Annotated in this window: 15 protein-coding genes, 1 tRNA gene, 1 pseudogene and 1 riboswitch; of the genes and pseudogenes, 11 read left to right on the top strand and 6 right to left on the bottom strand. The window is 64.3% G+C overall.

The features are described from left to right. Window positions 1-106 precede the first annotated feature (106 nt). Entirely contained in the window at window positions 107-523 is a 417-nt protein-coding gene (locus L630_RS0115215; RefSeq protein ID WP_024849103.1) for a tellurite resistance TerB family protein, read from the top strand. Here the strand turns inward: L630_RS0115215 and L630_RS0115210 are convergent. Beyond that, complete coding sequence (locus L630_RS0115210; protein ID WP_024849102.1) at window positions 517-1374, bottom strand: transporter substrate-binding domain-containing protein; 858 nt, start codon at window positions 1372-1374, stop codon at window positions 517-519. The genes L630_RS0115215 and L630_RS0115210 overlap by 7 nt on opposite strands. A 287-nt stretch (window positions 1375-1661) precedes the next feature. Here L630_RS0115210 and L630_RS21560 point away from each other — a divergent pair, with 287 nt between their 5' ends. From L630_RS21560 to phoU, 3 genes are all read left to right on the top strand, one after another. Beyond that, window positions 1662-3722 (top strand): glycosyltransferase family 2 protein, encoded by a 2061-nt coding sequence (locus L630_RS21560; protein WP_024849101.1) that lies wholly within the window; start codon window positions 1662-1664, stop codon window positions 3720-3722. Window positions 3723-3818: 96 nt separating this feature from the next. Then, on the top strand, window positions 3819-4874 hold the full coding sequence (locus L630_RS0115200) for an ATP-binding protein (protein ID WP_245263760.1): 1056 nt from the start codon (window positions 3819-3821) through the stop codon (window positions 4872-4874). Between the two features lie 70 nt (window positions 4875-4944). After that, on the top strand, window positions 4945-5667 hold the full coding sequence (phoU, locus tag L630_RS0115195; RefSeq protein WP_024849099.1) for a phosphate signaling complex protein PhoU: 723 nt from the start codon (window positions 4945-4947) through the stop codon (window positions 5665-5667). 90 nt (window positions 5668-5757) lie between these two features. Here phoU and L630_RS0115190 read toward each other — a convergent pair whose 3' ends face one another. Continuing rightward, window positions 5758-6267: a GcrA family cell cycle regulator gene (locus tag L630_RS0115190; RefSeq protein ID WP_024849098.1), complete on the bottom strand. Its 510-nt coding sequence runs from the start codon at window positions 6265-6267 to the stop codon at window positions 5758-5760. Between the two features lie 360 nt (window positions 6268-6627). Between L630_RS0115190 and L630_RS0115185 the strand changes: the two genes are divergently transcribed. The 5 genes from L630_RS0115185 to L630_RS0115165 all read left to right on the top strand — a co-directional run bounded on the left by L630_RS0115185 (window position 6628) and on the right by L630_RS0115165 (window position 10832). Beyond that, the gene (locus tag L630_RS0115185; protein WP_024849097.1) at window positions 6628-7821 is read left to right on the top strand and encodes an aspartate aminotransferase family protein; all 1194 of its coding nucleotides are present in this window, start codon (window positions 6628-6630) and stop codon (window positions 7819-7821) included. Continuing rightward, window positions 7821-8738 (top strand): ornithine carbamoyltransferase, encoded by a 918-nt coding sequence (argF, locus tag L630_RS0115180; protein ID WP_024849096.1) that lies wholly within the window; start codon window positions 7821-7823, stop codon window positions 8736-8738. Before L630_RS0115185 ends, argF begins: the two co-directional genes overlap by 1 nt. A 189-nt stretch (window positions 8739-8927) precedes the next feature. Beyond that, window positions 8928-9917, top strand: a complete 990-nt coding sequence (locus L630_RS0115175; protein WP_024849095.1) for an Hsp33 family molecular chaperone — start codon at window positions 8928-8930, stop codon at window positions 9915-9917. A 163-nt stretch (window positions 9918-10080) separates the two neighbouring features. After that, window positions 10081-10248, top strand: coding sequence for a hypothetical protein (locus L630_RS22915; RefSeq protein ID WP_156941767.1), 168 nt, complete (start codon window positions 10081-10083; stop codon window positions 10246-10248). A gap of 314 nt (window positions 10249-10562) precedes the next feature. After that, a complete protein-coding gene (locus L630_RS0115165; protein WP_024849094.1) occupies window positions 10563-10832 on the top strand; it encodes a hypothetical protein in 270 nt (89 codons plus the stop codon). Window positions 10833-11253: 421 nt separating this feature from the next. Here the strand turns inward: L630_RS0115165 and apaG are convergent, their stop codons facing one another. Beyond that, complete coding sequence (gene apaG / locus L630_RS0115160; RefSeq protein ID WP_024849093.1) at window positions 11254-11646, bottom strand: Co2+/Mg2+ efflux protein ApaG; 393 nt, start codon at window positions 11644-11646, stop codon at window positions 11254-11256. 44 nt (window positions 11647-11690) lie between these two features. Then, entirely contained in the window at window positions 11691-12875 is a 1185-nt protein-coding gene (locus tag L630_RS0115155; protein WP_024849092.1) for an O-succinylhomoserine sulfhydrylase, read from the bottom strand. A gap of 43 nt (window positions 12876-12918) precedes the next feature. Then, window positions 12919-12996, bottom strand: a riboswitch (SAM riboswitch). A gap of 76 nt (window positions 12997-13072) precedes the next feature. Between L630_RS0115155 and L630_RS0115150 the strand changes: the two genes are divergently transcribed. Then, window positions 13073-14164 (top strand): 2'-deoxycytidine 5'-triphosphate deaminase, encoded by a 1092-nt coding sequence (locus L630_RS0115150; protein ID WP_024849091.1) that lies wholly within the window; start codon window positions 13073-13075, stop codon window positions 14162-14164. A 3-nt stretch (window positions 14165-14167) separates the two neighbouring features. Here the strand turns inward: L630_RS0115150 and L630_RS0115145 are convergent, their stop codons facing one another. After that, window positions 14168-14950 (bottom strand): ion transporter, encoded by a 783-nt coding sequence (locus L630_RS0115145; protein WP_024849090.1) that lies wholly within the window; start codon window positions 14948-14950, stop codon window positions 14168-14170. A gap of 134 nt (window positions 14951-15084) precedes the next feature. On the opposite strand from L630_RS0115145, the gene L630_RS0115140 reads away from it, so the two are divergent. After that, window positions 15085-15158, top strand: a tRNA-Gly gene (locus L630_RS0115140). Window positions 15159-15202: 44 nt separating this feature from the next. Here the strand turns inward: L630_RS0115140 and L630_RS0115135 are convergent. Further along, a pseudogene (locus tag L630_RS0115135) lies at window positions 15203-15440 on the bottom strand (IS481 family transposase); the annotation flags it as partial.

Here is a 15440-nt window from a genome sequence, read left to right as displayed (position 1 = left end):
TGCAGGTGCGGTGCGTCAATCTTTGCGCCGCTTTTTCGTTGCGGCGAACGGGCCGGCTTCCTACCTTGCGGTGCGTCACGCCTACCCTTCAGGACAGGAGCAGTTCATGGCTAAGCCGACCCCGCAGGAAGCGCTGGTCTACATCATGGTCATCGTGTCGGCATCCGACCGAGTAATGCGCGACGAGGAGCTTTCGCGTATCGGCGCGATCATTCGCACGCTGCCGGCCTTCGCGGGCTTCCCGCAGGCGAAGACGCTCGAGGTGGCGCAGGACTGCCAGAAGCTGCTGAGCAAACCGTCGGGCTTCGAGAGCGTGCTAGCAATGGTCAAGGACGTCCTGTCGCCGGAGATGCGTGAGACCGCCTATGCGCTGGCGGTCGATGTCGCCGCAGCCGACCATGCCTTCGAGCTGGAGGAGGTCCGCATCCTCGACATCCTGCGTCAGCATCTTGAGGTCGATCATGCGGCGGTCGAGGCGATCGACAAGGCGGCGAGCATCCGCCACCGCACCTTCGCTCAGTAGAAGCTGACCGGGAAATATTTGAGATAGAGCTCGGCGAAGGTGCCCTTCGCGGCGATCTCGCGCAGGGCGTGATCGAACGCCTGCACCAGCAGTTCGTTCTCCGGCCGGACGGCAATCGCGAGCCCTGCCCCCAGGAACTCCGGCGCGAGATAGGGCCCGCCGGCGAAGCGGCAGCAGCCGCCGGCACCGGATCCCGCAAGCCAGAACGACAGGCGCATGCCATCTCCGAAGACGCCGTCGATCGTTCCCTTGCGCAGAGCTTCCATCATCCATTCCGGGCGGGCAAAGGTCACCGGCCGTGCGGCAGGAAAATAGCTGCGCAGCATCGCCTCATGCGCAGACGAAGCCAGCACGCCGATGCGCTTGTTGGCGACGCCTCGATAAAGCGGCTCGGCAAGCGGCTTGCCTTCCGGCACCACGAAGCGCGCGGGAAAACGCAGGTGCGGGCGGGTGAAGATGTAGCGCTGGCGCGTTTCAGCATTGATCGGCGTACCCGCAATCAGCGCCTCGCCCTCGCCCTTCTCGAGCGCCGTGTCCAGCTCTTCCCACGGCAATGCCTGGATCTGGCAGCGCGGCAAGATGTCGAGTTCGCGGCAGATGGCGCGGGCGAGCTCGACATGGAAGCCGGTCAGACGGTTCTGGCCATCGAGATAGCTGAAGGGCGGAAAGTCCAACGTCATGAGAAAGCGAACTCGCGCGACGCTGCTGAGGTCAGGGCGCGGCAGCCGCTCCTTCTCGTCCCAATAGTTCGGGATTGTCGGCCCCACCGCCCCCGCCGGCACACCGGCTGCGACCGCCAGCAGGCAGGCGAGCAGGATGCGCAGGACGGACCGGAAGGACTGACGGAACATGGGCAACGGTTCTCGAAACGGGCCTATATCTGCGCCTCCCCTTGAAGCAGTGTCAACCGGCGCCTCGGCACGCACAAACCAAGCAACGCTACCGCATTTCAGAGACGTTGCTGCACCAATACCAAAAATATTTGAAAATTCTAAAATACCGTGCCACGATCCCCAACAACGGGGGCGTACATGAGCAGAACATCAATCTGCCAACTCACAGGTCATGTGAAGCCGCATCCGGTCGCCGCGATGGCGACGCGCGCGAGAAGTGCGTCCTGCTGGCAGGAGGTGGCCTCATGACACGCCTCGCCACCTCCCCGGCCACGACACCACACACCCTTCTCAAGCCTCCTGCCCCGCGTCCGCTCCGGCGCACGTTTCACCCAGCGGAAGACCGGTTCGAGATCCTGCTGCCGTCGGTCCGGCAGATCCGTGAAATGCGCGTGGACGCCAAGCTGCGCGAATGGCGACCGGTACTGGCACGGATCGGGCTCGGCGCCGAGGATGCCCGCGCCATCGCCCGGCGTGCGGTTGCCAACGACACCGGCTTTGCCCGCGAGCTGCTCGCCTCCGGCAAGGTGGTGGAGGATCGCTTCTTCCGCGCCATTGCCGTGGAAGTCGGCCTCGGCTTCATCGCAAGGATCTCGCCCAAACAGATCGTCATGGACGCCGACGCGCGGCTCGATGCGCTACGGCGCAGCTTTGGTGCCCGCGTGATGATGGTGAGCGATGCGTCGGGCAATATCATTCACGTTATGGCGCGGACCGATATCGAACTCGGCACGCTGCGCAAATGGGTGAACGAGCATCCGGACCTTTCCAACCGCCTGCGCCTTGCGCCGCCTTCCGTCGTCCGTAAGGCGCTGGTCGAGCGGACCAGCCGGCGGTTGCTGTTCGACGCGGAGAACGCGCATGCGCTGCACTCGCCGCATCTGACTGCCCGCACCGTCATTACCGGCAGGCAAGGCCTCGTCATCGGCGTACTGCTGGCACTTCTCGGAACCTGCCTTGCGCTCGCTCCCGCCGTCACGATCCTGGCAATCCACGTACTCGCCGCGCTCACCTTCTTCAGCTGCATCATGCTGCGGCTGCTGGCGCTGCGCGATGCGCGGCCGATCCAGCGCCGGCACATGCAGCCGGGCGAACCGGATGAGCTGCCTGTCTATTCCGTCATCGTCGCGCTCTACCGCGAGCGGGAGATCGTGCCGCAGCTGCTGGTCGCACTCGGCAAGCTGCAGTGGCCGCGCAGCAAGCTCGAGATCAAAATCGTCTGCGAGGCGGACGACGGTGAGACACTTGCCGCGCTGCGCGCGCACCGCCTGCATCCGTGCATCGAGATCATCGAGGTCCCGCCGGGCCTGCCGCGCACCAAGCCGAAGGCGCTTGCCTATGCGCTGCCGCTCTGCAGCGGCGAGTTCGTCACGCTCTATGACGCCGAGGATCGGCCCGACCCCTACCAGTTGGCCGCCGCCTATGCGCGTTTCCGTCGCGACGGGCAAAGGCTTGCCTGCCTGCAGGCGCCGCTCGTCATCGGCAACACGAAGGCGAGCATCCTCGCAACCATGTTCGCGTTCGAATATGCGGGGCTGTTCCGGGGACTGCTGCCATTCCTGGCTCGAAGCGGGCTGCCGCTGCCGCTCGGCGGCACGTCCAACCATTTCCGCCGTTCGGTGCTCATCGAAGTCGGCGGCTGGGACGCGTTCAACGTCACCGAAGATGCGGACCTCGGCCTGCGCCTTGCCCGCTACGGCTATGAGATCGGCATCATCCGCAACCCGACGCTCGAGGATGCGCCGGAGCAGCTCCGCGAATGGCTGCCGCAGCGCATCCGCTGGTTCAAAGGGTGGATGCAGACCTGGCTCGTCCACATGCGCCATCCGGTCTTGCTCTGGCGCGAGCTTGGCTTCGCCGGTTTTCTCGCCGTGCAGATCGTTGTCTTCGGCATGATCCTGTCGGCGCTTGTACACCCGGTCTTCCTCGCCTCTGTACTCTACGTCAGCGCGTCGGTCATTGCTTCCGGCTCGATCGACACGTTCGAGGCACAGATCGTGCTGCTGGCGCTCGCGGCGCTGGTGTGCGGCTATGGCGCCTTCATCATGCTCGGCTGGCGCAGCCTCGCAGCGAGCGAACGGCCGCCGCTCTGGAAGACGATCTGCCTGACGCCGGTGCACTGGGTGCTGCTGTCGGTCGCGGGTTGGGTCGCGATCTGGGAGCTCTGGTGGCGCCCGCACCACTGGCACAAGACACCGCACCGGCGCTCAGTCAGCTACCCCGCCACGCAAGCACCGGAGAGGCGTGCTTCCCGTGCTGCCGCCATCATCCCGCCGCCCCGTGTCGCTGCCCTGCCGGCCGAATGAGCCAGCGTCCTGCGATTGTCGCACAACTGTGATACTGCTGTGCGATGAGCCGTTCCTGATGGGGAGCCGGCAACAGGCATGCAGGGAATGCGGGACATGAAGGTGCAACCTGGCGAGCGGCCAGACGAGGTGGACCTCCTGCCGGCGCGCGAACTTGCGGATGTGCTGCCCGATCCTGTTGTCCTGATCGACGCGCACGGTGCGACGCGCTACGCCAATCCGGCCGCCATCGCCTCGTTCGGAGCGCTGCGCACCGGCACGCTGCTGCAGCACCGCTTCCGTTCGCCAGAGGTGCAGAAGCTGCTGATGAGGGCGCTGAGCGACGGCTCCGAGGGGCAGATCGAATATGCCGAGCGCGTACCGGTCGAGCGCGCCTTCCTCATCTCGATCAAGCCGCTCGGCACGGCAGCGGGACTGTTCCTCGTCCACTTCAAGGACCAGAGCGAGACCCGCCGCATCGACCGCATGCGCGCCGACTTCATCGCCAACGCCAGCCACGAGCTGCGCACGCCGCTCGCCTCGATCGCCGGCTTCATCGAAACGCTGCGCGGTCCCGCCAGGGAAGACGCCAGGGCGCGCGAAAACTTCCTGCAAATCATGCAGGCGCAGACCTCGCGCATGGCGCGGCTGATCGACGATCTTCTCTCGCTCTCGCGCATCGAGATGAAGCCGCACATGCGACCGCAGCAGAAGGTGGAGCTTGGCCCGCTGATCTCGGGCGTGCTGGAGACCATGTCGCATCTGATGAGGGACTACGATGTCGAGGTCTCCTTTACGCCGCCCGCCGAGCCCCTTTCCGTTCCCGGCGACCGTGACGAGCTGATCCAGGTCTTCTCCAACCTCCTCGAAAACGCCTGCAAGTACGGACAGGAAGGCAAGCGCGTCGAGATCTCGATTAGCGAAGGGTACGGCAGCGGCCCGGAAGCCATAGTCTGCTTCCGCGACTATGGGCCGGGCATCGCCGAGGAGCACATCCCGCGTCTCACCGAGCGGTTCTACCGCGTCGACGTCGAGAAAAGCCGCGTGCGCAACGGCACCGGGCTTGGCCTTGCGATCGTCAAGCATATACTCACCCGCCACGAGGGGCGGCTGACCATCCATTCAACGGTGGGCGAAGGCTCGACCTTCTGCGTCCACCTGCCGCGCGGCTAGCCCCGTTCTTTTTCCTGTCATCCGGCTGCTCTAGCCTGATGCAAACCGCCTGAAGCAGTCTGGCTTGACCATGCAGTCATCTCACATCGTCCGCGCCTATGACCAGGAACTCGCCGAACTCGGCAACCGCATCGCCGCGATGGGAGGCCTTGCCGAGCGCATGGTCGACGAGGCGATGTCAGCCTTGGTTAATGCCGACGGCGACCTTGCGCGAAAGGTGATCGCCGACGACGCGGCGCTCGACGAAGGTCAGCGCTGGATTGACGAGCAGGCGGTCCAGATCATCGCCCGGCGCCAGCCGGTGGCGGATGACCTCCGCGAAATCCTCGGCACCATCAAGATTGCCGCCGACCTTGAGCGTGTCGGCGATCTCGGCAAGAACATCGCCAAGCGCGTCGTGGCGGTAGCGGAGATGCGCCAGCCGGTGCAGCTCTTCCGCGGGCTGGAGGCCCTGACGACGCTCGCGCTGACCCAGCTCAAGGAAGTGCTCGACGTCTATGCCTCGCGCGAGGTCAGCACGATCGGCTTCGTGCGCAACCGCGACGAGGAGATCGACGCGATGTACACGTCGCTGTTCCGCGAGCTTCTGACCTACATGATGGAAGACCCGCGCAACATCTCGCCGTGCACGCACCTGCTGTTCTGCGCCAAAAACATCGAGCGCATCGGCGACCACGCCACCAACATCGCCGAGACCGTCTATCACGTCGTTACGGGCGAGCAGCTGCCGCTCGATCGCGTCAAAGTAGACAAGAGCCACCAGATAGTCGTTCGCGCCCGCACGTCCGACTAAACGGCTGACGCAAAGTCATCCTTTTTGCTTGCCAAACAAAATAAGGGAGCCTTGCGGCTCCCCAGTCTTTCTGGACTTCAAACTTTTCGATCAGCGCACGCGGCGACGATCCGAAGCCGGCTGGTACGCCACCTTGGCGTGGTAGCCGCAGTACGGGCTGCTCTCGCCGGACTGGTTGCCGCAGAAGCTGAAGTCTTCCGACAGCGGGTCGCCATTCGGCCACTTGCAGGTCCGCTCCGTGAGTTCGATCAGCTTCAGGTTGCGGGAGATCGGCACGACGACGTCTTCGACCGGGCGCAGCACCTGGCGCGCCACCGGCTCGGCGTCGAACTGGGCGGCAAGCGCGGTTGCACCGACGGTTGCGGTGATGGTGCGTGCCGGACGCGTCTGAACCTTCACGGGAGCCGCGGCAGGGGCCACCTTCTTGGCGCGCGGCTGGGCCGGCGTCGTGCGCCCCCTGCCCGACAGCTTCAGGCGGTGTACCTTGCCGATGACTGCATTCCGGCTGACGCCCCCCAGCTGCGTAGCGATCTGGCTGGCGCTCAGACCTTCCGACCAGAGTTTCCTCAGCAGTTCAACGCGTTCGTCGGTCCAGTTCATGAGGAGAGGCTCCTGCTTCCATTTTGCGGACGGAATCGGAATCCACTCCCGTCCGGCCAGAGCCGGCGCGACACCAAATGTATCGGGGTAGTTAGATCCGCCGCACGAAATCTAGTTCTTGTGGCTCTCAAGCTACCTTATGGGCTGACTCCGTGACAAGAGTCCCCGTCGGCACCCGAATCAGTTTTTCGGGTTTTCCCCAACTTGGCGCCATCAAGAGCAAAGGCGCTAACGCAGCGGAAAGATGGTGCGACGTTTTATTTGACACACCTGGCTCAAAGGTCGATATAAGCTGCCCTTTGCCGCCCTTGGGCGGCTTTTTTTTAATGTCGGTGACCGGAACGACCGGAGTAGCTAGCAATGAGCGGATCAGCAGCGCTTTTCGAAACCTTCGCACGTGCCCCACTGGCATTCGAACGAGGTGAAGGCAGCTGGCTGATAGCCGAGAGCGGCGAGCGATACCTCGACTTCGCGGGCGGCATCGCGGTCAATTCGCTGGGCCACTCGCACCCGCATCTCGTCAAGGCGCTGACCGAGCAGGCCAGCAAGGTCTGGCACGTCTCCAACCTCTACGAAATTCCCGGCCAGGCCCGCCTCGGCGAGCGCCTTGCCGCTGCGACCTTCGCCGACAAGGTGTTCTTCACCAATTCCGGCGCCGAGGCGCTCGAGTGCGCGATCAAGACCGCGCGCCGCTACCAGTACGTGAATGGCGCTCCTGAGCGCTTCCGCATCATCACCTTCGAAGGCGCGTTCCACGGCCGCACCCTGGCGACCATCGCCGCCGGCGGCCAGAAGAAGTACCTCGAGGGCTTCGGCCCCAAGGTCGAGGGCTTCGACCAGGTACCGTTCGGCGACCTTGAGGCTGCCGAGAAGGCCATCACCGATGAGACCGCCGCGATCCTGATCGAGCCGGTCCAGGGCGAAGGCGGCATCCGCCCGATGCCGCCGCAGTTCCTCGAGAAGCTGCGCGCGCTGTGCGACAAGCACGGCCTGCTGCTCATCCTCGACGAGGTGCAGTCAGGCGTCGGCCGCACCGGCAAGCTGTTCGCCTACCAGTGGTCGTCCATCGAGCCGGACATCATGGCGATCGCCAAGGGCATCGGCGGCGGCTTCCCCGTCGGCGCCTGCCTTGCCACCAATAAGGCCGCGATGGGCATGACGGCTGGCGTGCACGGCACGACCTTCGGCGGCAACCCGCTCGCCATGGCCGTTGGCAACGCCGTGCTCGACGTCGTCCTTGAGGACGGCTTCCTGGACGCTGTGCAGCAGAAGGGCAACGCGGCGCGCCAGGCGCTCGCCTCGGTCGTCGACGAGTTCCCAACCGTGTTCGAGGAAGTGCGCGGCACAGGCCTGATGCTCGGCCTTAAGTGCAAGATGAACAACGGCGCCGTCGCCGGGGCAATGCGCGACGAGCATCTGCTGTCGGTTCCGGCTGGCGACGACGTCGTGCGCCTGCTGCCGCCGCTCACCGTCACCGAAGATGACATCCGTCAGGCAGTTGAAAGAATTCGCAAGGCGGCCGCCAAGCTCGCCGCCTCCGAGGGAGCCAAGTAATGAACAGGGACTACCGGCATTTCACCGACCTGTCGGCCGTCTCGGCCGAAGACCTGCGCCAGATCCTCGATGACGCCGCAGCACGCAAGCACCGCCTGAAGGCTGGCGAAGTCTCGAAGCCGCTCGCCGGCAAGGTGCTGGCGATGATCTTCGAAAAGCCGTCGACCCGCACGCGCGTCTCGTTCGACGTCGGCATGCGCCAGCTCGGCGGCGAAACGATCATGCTGACGGGCACCGAGATGCAGCTCGGCCGCTCGGAGACGATTGCCGATACCGCCCGCGTTCTTTCCCGCTACGTCGATGCGATCATGATCCGCACGACGGAGCACTCGCGCCTGCTGGAGCTCGCCGAGCATGCGACCGTGCCGGTCATCAACGCGCTGACCGACGACACGCATCCGTGCCAGATCATGGCTGACATCATGACCTTCGAAGAGCATCGCGGCCCCGTCCGCGACAAGCTTTTCGCCTGGACCGGCGACGGCAACAACGTGCTGCACTCGCTGATGGAGGCGTCGGCCCGCTTCGGCTTCCGCCTGAACATCGCCGTTCCGGAAGGCAGCGAGCCGTCGCAGAAATATCTCGACTGGGCGCTCGCCAATGGCGGCCGCATCCAGTTGACCCGCTCGGCCGAAGAGGCCGTCGAAGGCGCTGATTGCGTCGTCACCGACACCTGGGTGTCGATGGGCCAGGAGCACCGCGCCCGCGGCAACAACGTCTTCATGCCTTATCAGGTGAACGCCAAGCTGATGGAGCGCGCCAAGCCAGACGCGCTGTTCATGCACTGCCTGCCTGCCCATCGCGGTGAGGAGGTCACCGACGAGGTGATCGACGGCCCGCACTCGGTCGTGTTCGACGAAGCCGAGAACCGGCTGCACGCCCAGAAGGCGGTCATCGCCTGGTGCTTCCGCGCTTGATCCGGAAGGTGAGCCTTCCTATCTGAGGGGCTCACCAGGATCTTGAGCGCCTGATCGGTGTGCGACATCACCCCGATGCGCAAGGTCAATGCGTGCCGGCCCTCTTGCAAAGGGCCGCATCTCAACGCAAAACCCGACAAACGACCCCGCGCCAACCAGCGACGCAGGCATAACTGACAGGATACTCCAGTGGCTGAGACCCAAAGACATCTCGGCGAATTCGGATTCGCCGGCGACGATCATGTTGTTCCGTTCGCGGTGGAAGCGCTCGACATACGCGGGCGCGCGGTTCAGCTCGGCCCGTTGCTGGACTCGATCCTGTCGCGCCATGACTATCCCGAGCCGGTCGCCCGCCTCCTCGCCGAGGCGATGGCGCTCACCGTGCTGCTCGGCACGTCGCTGAAATTCCAGGGCAAGTTCATCGTGCAGACCCGGTCCGACGGCCCGGTCAGCATGCTGGTCGCCGACTTCACGACGCCGCATGCGCTGCGCGCCTATGCGAGCTACGACGAGGCGCAGGTTGCCGAAGCCATTGCCGCCGGCAAGACCTCGACCGAGGACCTCCTTGGCAAGGGCGTGCTTGCGCTGACCGTCGACCAGGGCGCGCACATGCAGCGCTACCAGGGCATCGTCCCCCTCGATCAGACCTCGCTCGAGGAAGCCGCGCGCATATACTTCCGCCAGTCGGAGCAGATCCCGACCGACGTGCGCCTTGCGGTCGCGCGGCAGATGGTCCGCGGCGAAGGCGGCGGCACCCGCTGGCGCGCAGGCGGCCTGCTGACGCAGTTCCTGCCGGCAGCCCCGGAGCGCGCCCGCCTGCCCGACCTGCACGGCGGCGATGGCGACAATGGCGACAACGGCCAGACCGCCGATGACGCGTGGAACGAGACGCGGATGCTGATGTCGACCATCGAGGCCGACGAGCTGATCGATCCGACCGTCGGCGCCGAGCGCCTGCTCTTCCGTCTTTTCCACGAGCACGGCGTGCGCGTGTTCGAGGGCACGACCGTTCGCGACCAGTGCTCCTGCTCGCGCGATCGCATCCAGGGCATCCTCTCCGGCTTTACCGCCGAGGAGATCAAGGAGAGCACCGAAGACGGGAAGATCAAGGTCACCTGCGAGTTCTGCTCGGTGAGCTACGACTTCGACCCGTCCGAGTTTGCTCCGGCGGATCAATAAAAATTACTCCTGCCGCATACAATTTACGTATGCGGCAGATCATTCGGTCTGGTCATCGTCCCAACCGGATGGTTAATATTCGAGTAAGCCTTCGTGAACCGGATGGGGCCATGTTTGGCATGGGCAACCGGGCGGTGCGGGCCAGCACGAAACCGGACAGACGATGACGCTGAAGATACTCCTCATAGTTCTTGGTGCCGCAGCCTTCGGCTGGGGCTTCTCGGAGCTGGTCGAACATTCCGATCAAATGGGAATACGCGACGCGCAGCGCGCAAGCCTGGCGTGCCAGGACTGGATGGGAGGCTCCTGCGAGCGCACCTTCCAGCGCTAGCAAGCGTCGGCAGAGAAAGAAGAGCCCGGCAGTTGATGCCGGGCTTTTTTGTCTTCGGCGTCAGGGTCGTGAGGACTGAACCTCCCGCGTCCATTACCTTCTCTCCGAATCTTCCCGAGGACGCACATCGCCGTCCCGCGCGCCAGATCCGCCAGGCCGTACCGTCAGGGTTCAGCAGCGCTCCCCTGCTCCGCCCGGCACCTTGCCGGGTGTCCGATCCCGCAGAAGCCCCCGCAAATCCCCGCGTGTATTGAATAGTTAACTGCTGCCGTGCAGAGTCCTGCTCCGAGCAAGGGCTAGCAGGCGATTTACGGATGGCCGAGAATTTCCCAACCCGCGCCGAGATGCGCGAAGAAATCGCCGAGGCGGTCTGCGAGATCGCGATCTGCCTCGCGCAGTCGATCCACCGTCTGGACCCGCAGGCGCACCGCCAGATGAACTTCGAAGCGGGCAAGGCCTACAACCGGCTGATCGGCGAACGCCGCGAACTGGCCGCCGACATCCTCTACCGCTTCGGCCGCTCGCTCATGGACCGCAAGCTGTTCCCCGAGCCGGAACCGGACGACCTGCAGGAAGAAGCGTAGACCCGCTCGGCAGCGCATCATCGCCAGCGCCCCGCGAGCGCAAACGTTCCGGCATGGATCGTCGGGTCAAGCCCGACGATGACGATAGGAAAGGCGGGACGGAAAAACCTCCACCGGCCGCGCATCCATCACCGCTTTTGCCGACGGGACGTGGATAGCGCCGGCACCCACGTCTCACCTTCGTCATCGTCGGGCTTGACCCGACGATCCATGCCTGAACGCTAAAGGGCGCACACGGCGTACCCACGGGCTCTGCGCGAGGATCCTCCCCCATTTATGGGGGAGGTGGCGCGAAGCGCCGGAGGGGGCGTCGTGGAGAGCCGGCGGTGACGCGCATTCGCGAGCGGAACCAGCAAAATCAGGCACGAGTGCGAGGCCGTAAAGACAGCCCCGGTTCCTGCGGCGCGCCCCAGCACGCCCCTCAGTTCAGCGACCGCGCCGCATCCGGCAGGTCGAGCGAAAAGGCCGGGATGTCGACCTCAAAGCGTTCGCCGCTCTCGGTCTCCATCGTGTAGGTGCCGAGCATGATGCCGGAGGGCGTGCGCAGAGGGCAGCCGGAAGTGTACTGATAGCTGTCGCCGGGATTGAGTTCCGGCTGTTCGCCCACGACGCCCTCCCCGCGCACTTCCTCGACGCGGCCGAGGCCGTCGGTGATGCGCCAATAGCGTTCGAGCAGCTGAACGCGCATCGGCGAGTTGTTGACGATCGTCACCCGATAGCCCCAGACGAAATGGCTTTCGTCCGGGTCCGAACGGTCGGGCAGGAAGAACGGCTCGACCTCAACCTCGATGTCGCGCGTCGTGCACCGGTACATCTGCTGCCTGTCCCTAACGCTGCTGGCGCATGACGTTATCTGGGTCAGCCCAGCGCGCGGTCGATATCCGCGATCAGGTCGTCGGTATCCTCGAGACCCACGGACAGCCGCATTGTGCCACCGTAGATGCCGATTGCAACGCGGGCCTCCTCGCCGAGGTTCTTGTGCGTCGTGGTCGACGGGTGGGTGATCAGGCTCTTGGCGTCGCCGAGATTGTTGGAGATCTTGATGATCTCCAGCGCGTCGGCAAACTTGAACGCGCCGTCCTTGCCACCCTTGACGTCGAAGCAGATCAGCGTCGAGCCGCCCTTCATCTGGCGGGCAATGAGATCGGCCTGCGGGTGATCCTTGCGGCCCGGATAGATGACGCGCTCGATCTTCGGATGGCTGGCGAGGAAGTCAGCGATCTTCAGGGCGCTTTCCGACTGCTGACGCACGCGCAGCGGCAGGGTCTCCAGGCCCTTCAGCAGCGTCCAGGCGTTGAACGGCGACAGCGACGGGCCGGTGTGGCGGAAATAGTCGTGAAGGTTCTCGTCGATCCACTGCTTGTCGGAGAGCACGACGCCGCCGAGGCAGCGGCCCTGGCCGTCAATGTGCTTGGTGGCCGAGTAGACGACGACATGCGCGCCGAGTTCGAGCGGCTTCTGATGCAGCGGGGTGGCGAAGACGTTGTCGACGACGACGCGCGCGCCGATGCTGTTGGCGATCTTCGCCACGGCAGCGATGTCGATGACCTCGAGCGTCGGGTTAGTCGGGCTCTCGAAGAAGAACAGCTTGGTGTTCGGGCGAACCGCCTGCTCCCACTCGTCGATCTTCGTGCCGTCGACCAAAGTCGTTTCGATGCCGTACTTCGGCATCAGCTTCTCGACGATCCAGCGGCAGGAGCCGAACAGTGCGCGGGCGGCAACGACGTGGTCGCCAGCCTTGACGCTGCAAAGCAGCGCGGCGGCAACCGCGGCCATGCCCGACGCCATTGCGCGCGCATCCTCTGCGCCCTCAAGCGCGCACATGCGCTTTTCGAACATGTCGACGGTCGGGTTCGCGTAGCGCGAGTAGATGAAGCCAGGCTCTTCGTCCTTGAAGCGTCGCTCCGCGGCGCCGGCGGTCTCGTAGACGAAACCCTGGGTGAGGAACAGCGCTTCCGACGTCTCGCCATACGGCGTGCGGACGGTGCCGCCATGCACGAGTGTGGTTGCCGGCTTCCAGTTGCGCTTCGCTTCGTTGGTCATCTTACACCTGAATACAAAAAAACCGGCCGCGAAGTCGCATGCCGGTTCCTCCATAGCGGTCCCTTTAGCGACTTATTTAACGTGGCTGCAAGCCGACCGGCAAATCACCACGGGATAAAGGGTCCTTTATCCCTCGACAGAGCTTGCGTCAATTGCCGAGGTCGTTAAACCTCGCCGGTCAAACATGAGGTACCGCCGTGCGTATTACGGGAATCCTGCCGGATCGCGACATTGCTGCACTCTTTGACGCAGGTGCGTTGTCTTCGTCGCGCGCGCTCGATCCTGACCAGATCCAGCCCGCGAGCCTCGACCTCAGGCTCGGCACCAAGGCCTACCGCGTACGCGCCTCCTTCCTGCCCGGCCCCAACAGCAGCGTCATCGAAAAACTCGACCGGCTGAAGCTGCACGAGATCGATCTGACCGAAGCCGGCACGGTGCTGGAAACGGGCTGCGTCTACATCGTGCCGCTTGCCGAGACGCTGGCGCTACCCGACGACATTTCGGCCTCCGCCAACCCGAAGAGCTCGACCGGCCGCCTCGACATCTTCACCCGCGTCATGGCGGACCATGCGCAGGAGTTCGACAAGATCCCGGCAGGCTACCGCGGCCAGCTGTTCCTGGAAGTCAGCCCGCGCACCTTCCCGATCATCGTGCGCCCCGGCTCGCGCCTGTCGCAGATCCGCTTCCGCAAGGGGCATTCGACGCTGAACGAAAGCGAGCTGCAGGAGCTGCACGAGCGCGAGACGCTGGTTGCCGCCGAGGCGCCGAGCATCACCTATGGCGGCATCGCGCTCTCGATCGACCTTTCGGGCGACCGCGACGGCCTGATCGGCTATCGCGGCAAGCACCACACCGCCGTCATCGACGTCGACAAGCGCGCGGCCCAGGACGTGCATGATTTCTGGGAGCCGCTCTACGTGCGCGGCCGCCACGAACTGATCCTCGATCCGGACGAGTTCTACATCCTCGTCTCCCGCGAGGCGGTGCACGTCCCGCCGGACTATGCGGCCGAGATGACGCCGTACGATCCGCTCGTCGGCGAGTTTCGTGTCCACTATGCCGGCTTCTTCGATCCCGGCTTCGGCCACTCGGCGGCAGGGGGCACCGGTAGCCGCGCGGTGCTCGAAGTGCGCAGCCACGAAGTCCCGTTCATCCTCGAACACGGCCAGATCGTCGGCCGCCTTGTCTACGAGCACATGCTGTCGCGGCCAGCCAAGCTCTATGGCGCTGATCTCAAGTCCAACTACCAGGCGCAGGGCCTGAAGCTGTCAAAGCATTTCCGCGCCTGACGCTCAGGCGCCGGCGTCTTCGCGGCGCAGCGCCCTGACCTCTGCGCGCAGGGCCCTGATCTCCTTCAGCAGCTCTGCCTGGTCGTCCGACCTCTCCTGCTGCATCATCGCCTCGGCTTCGACCTGCATCGCGTTGACGATGATACCGATGAACAGGTTGAGGACGGCAAAACTCGTCGCGACGATGAAGGGCAGGAAGAACGTCCACGCCCACGGATGCGCTTCCATTATCGGCCGCACGGTGCCGGTCGACCACGAATCCATCGTCATCACCTCGAACAGCGTGTAGGCCGACGCCGCCAGCGTGCCGAACTTTTCCGGATCGGTATGGCCGTACATCTGCGTCGCCATCACCGAGAACACATAGAAGACAAGGCCCAGCAAGAGCACGATCGAGCCCATGCCCGGCAGCGCCGAGACGAGCCCGCTGACGACGCGGCGCAGCGACGGGATGATGCTGACCAGGCGCAACACGCGCAGGATGCGCAGCGCCCGTAATACCGAGAGGTTGCCGGTCGCCGGCAGCAGCGCCACCGCGACGACGAAGAAATCGAACACGCGCCACGGGTCGCGGAAGAAGCTGGTGCGGTAGACCATGAACCGCAGCAACAGCTCGAAGACGAACACGGTCAGGACCGCATGGTCGATCACCTTGAGCAGGTGACCGTAGCTCGCCATGACCGCCGCCGAGGTTTCGAGCCCCAGCGTAATTGCATTGATGATGATGAGCGCCGTTATCGCGTATTCGAAACGGCGCGACTGAATCAGCGATTCAAGTGCCTTCACGATGATTCCCCGAGCCGGAAAGCCCGGCGAGGTTTATCGCGATCAGGGTAACATGAAGCTTAATGCGGGCGTTGACCGCCGCGTCGCAATCAGCTTGACAAGCAGGGGGCCGATGAACCAGAAATGCGGCTCGCGCGGGTGTAGCTCAATGGTAGAGCAGAAGCTTCCCAAGCTTACGACGAGGGTTCGATTCCCTTCACCCGCTCCAGCGATACTTCTGTCCGACCCGGAGACATAGGTAACAGTTTGTCCCTAAGACATNGGTGACAACCTCGTGCCAAACGGGTTGTCGATTGTTTGCAGTGTCCTCTGTTCCAGGTCGATATATCCAAGATCATAGCGCAGGAAGCTGACGAGCCAAATGCCGTCATCGACTTCCTTAATTCCCAGCTTCTGTCCAGCCAGCACGGTGGAGATGTTGATCTTCTTGCGGTGAAGGCAAAGCCGGCCGCAATGGGTGACGATGGCGTCGCGGTCATGGAAGGGATAG

Origin of the sequence: Aminobacter sp. J41, assembly GCF_000526635.1 — a bacterium.
Classification (GTDB): domain Bacteria; phylum Pseudomonadota; class Alphaproteobacteria; order Rhizobiales; family Rhizobiaceae; genus Aerobium.
Note: the sequence above shows the minus strand (reverse complement) of the source record. Positions and strands in the feature narration are given on the sequence as shown.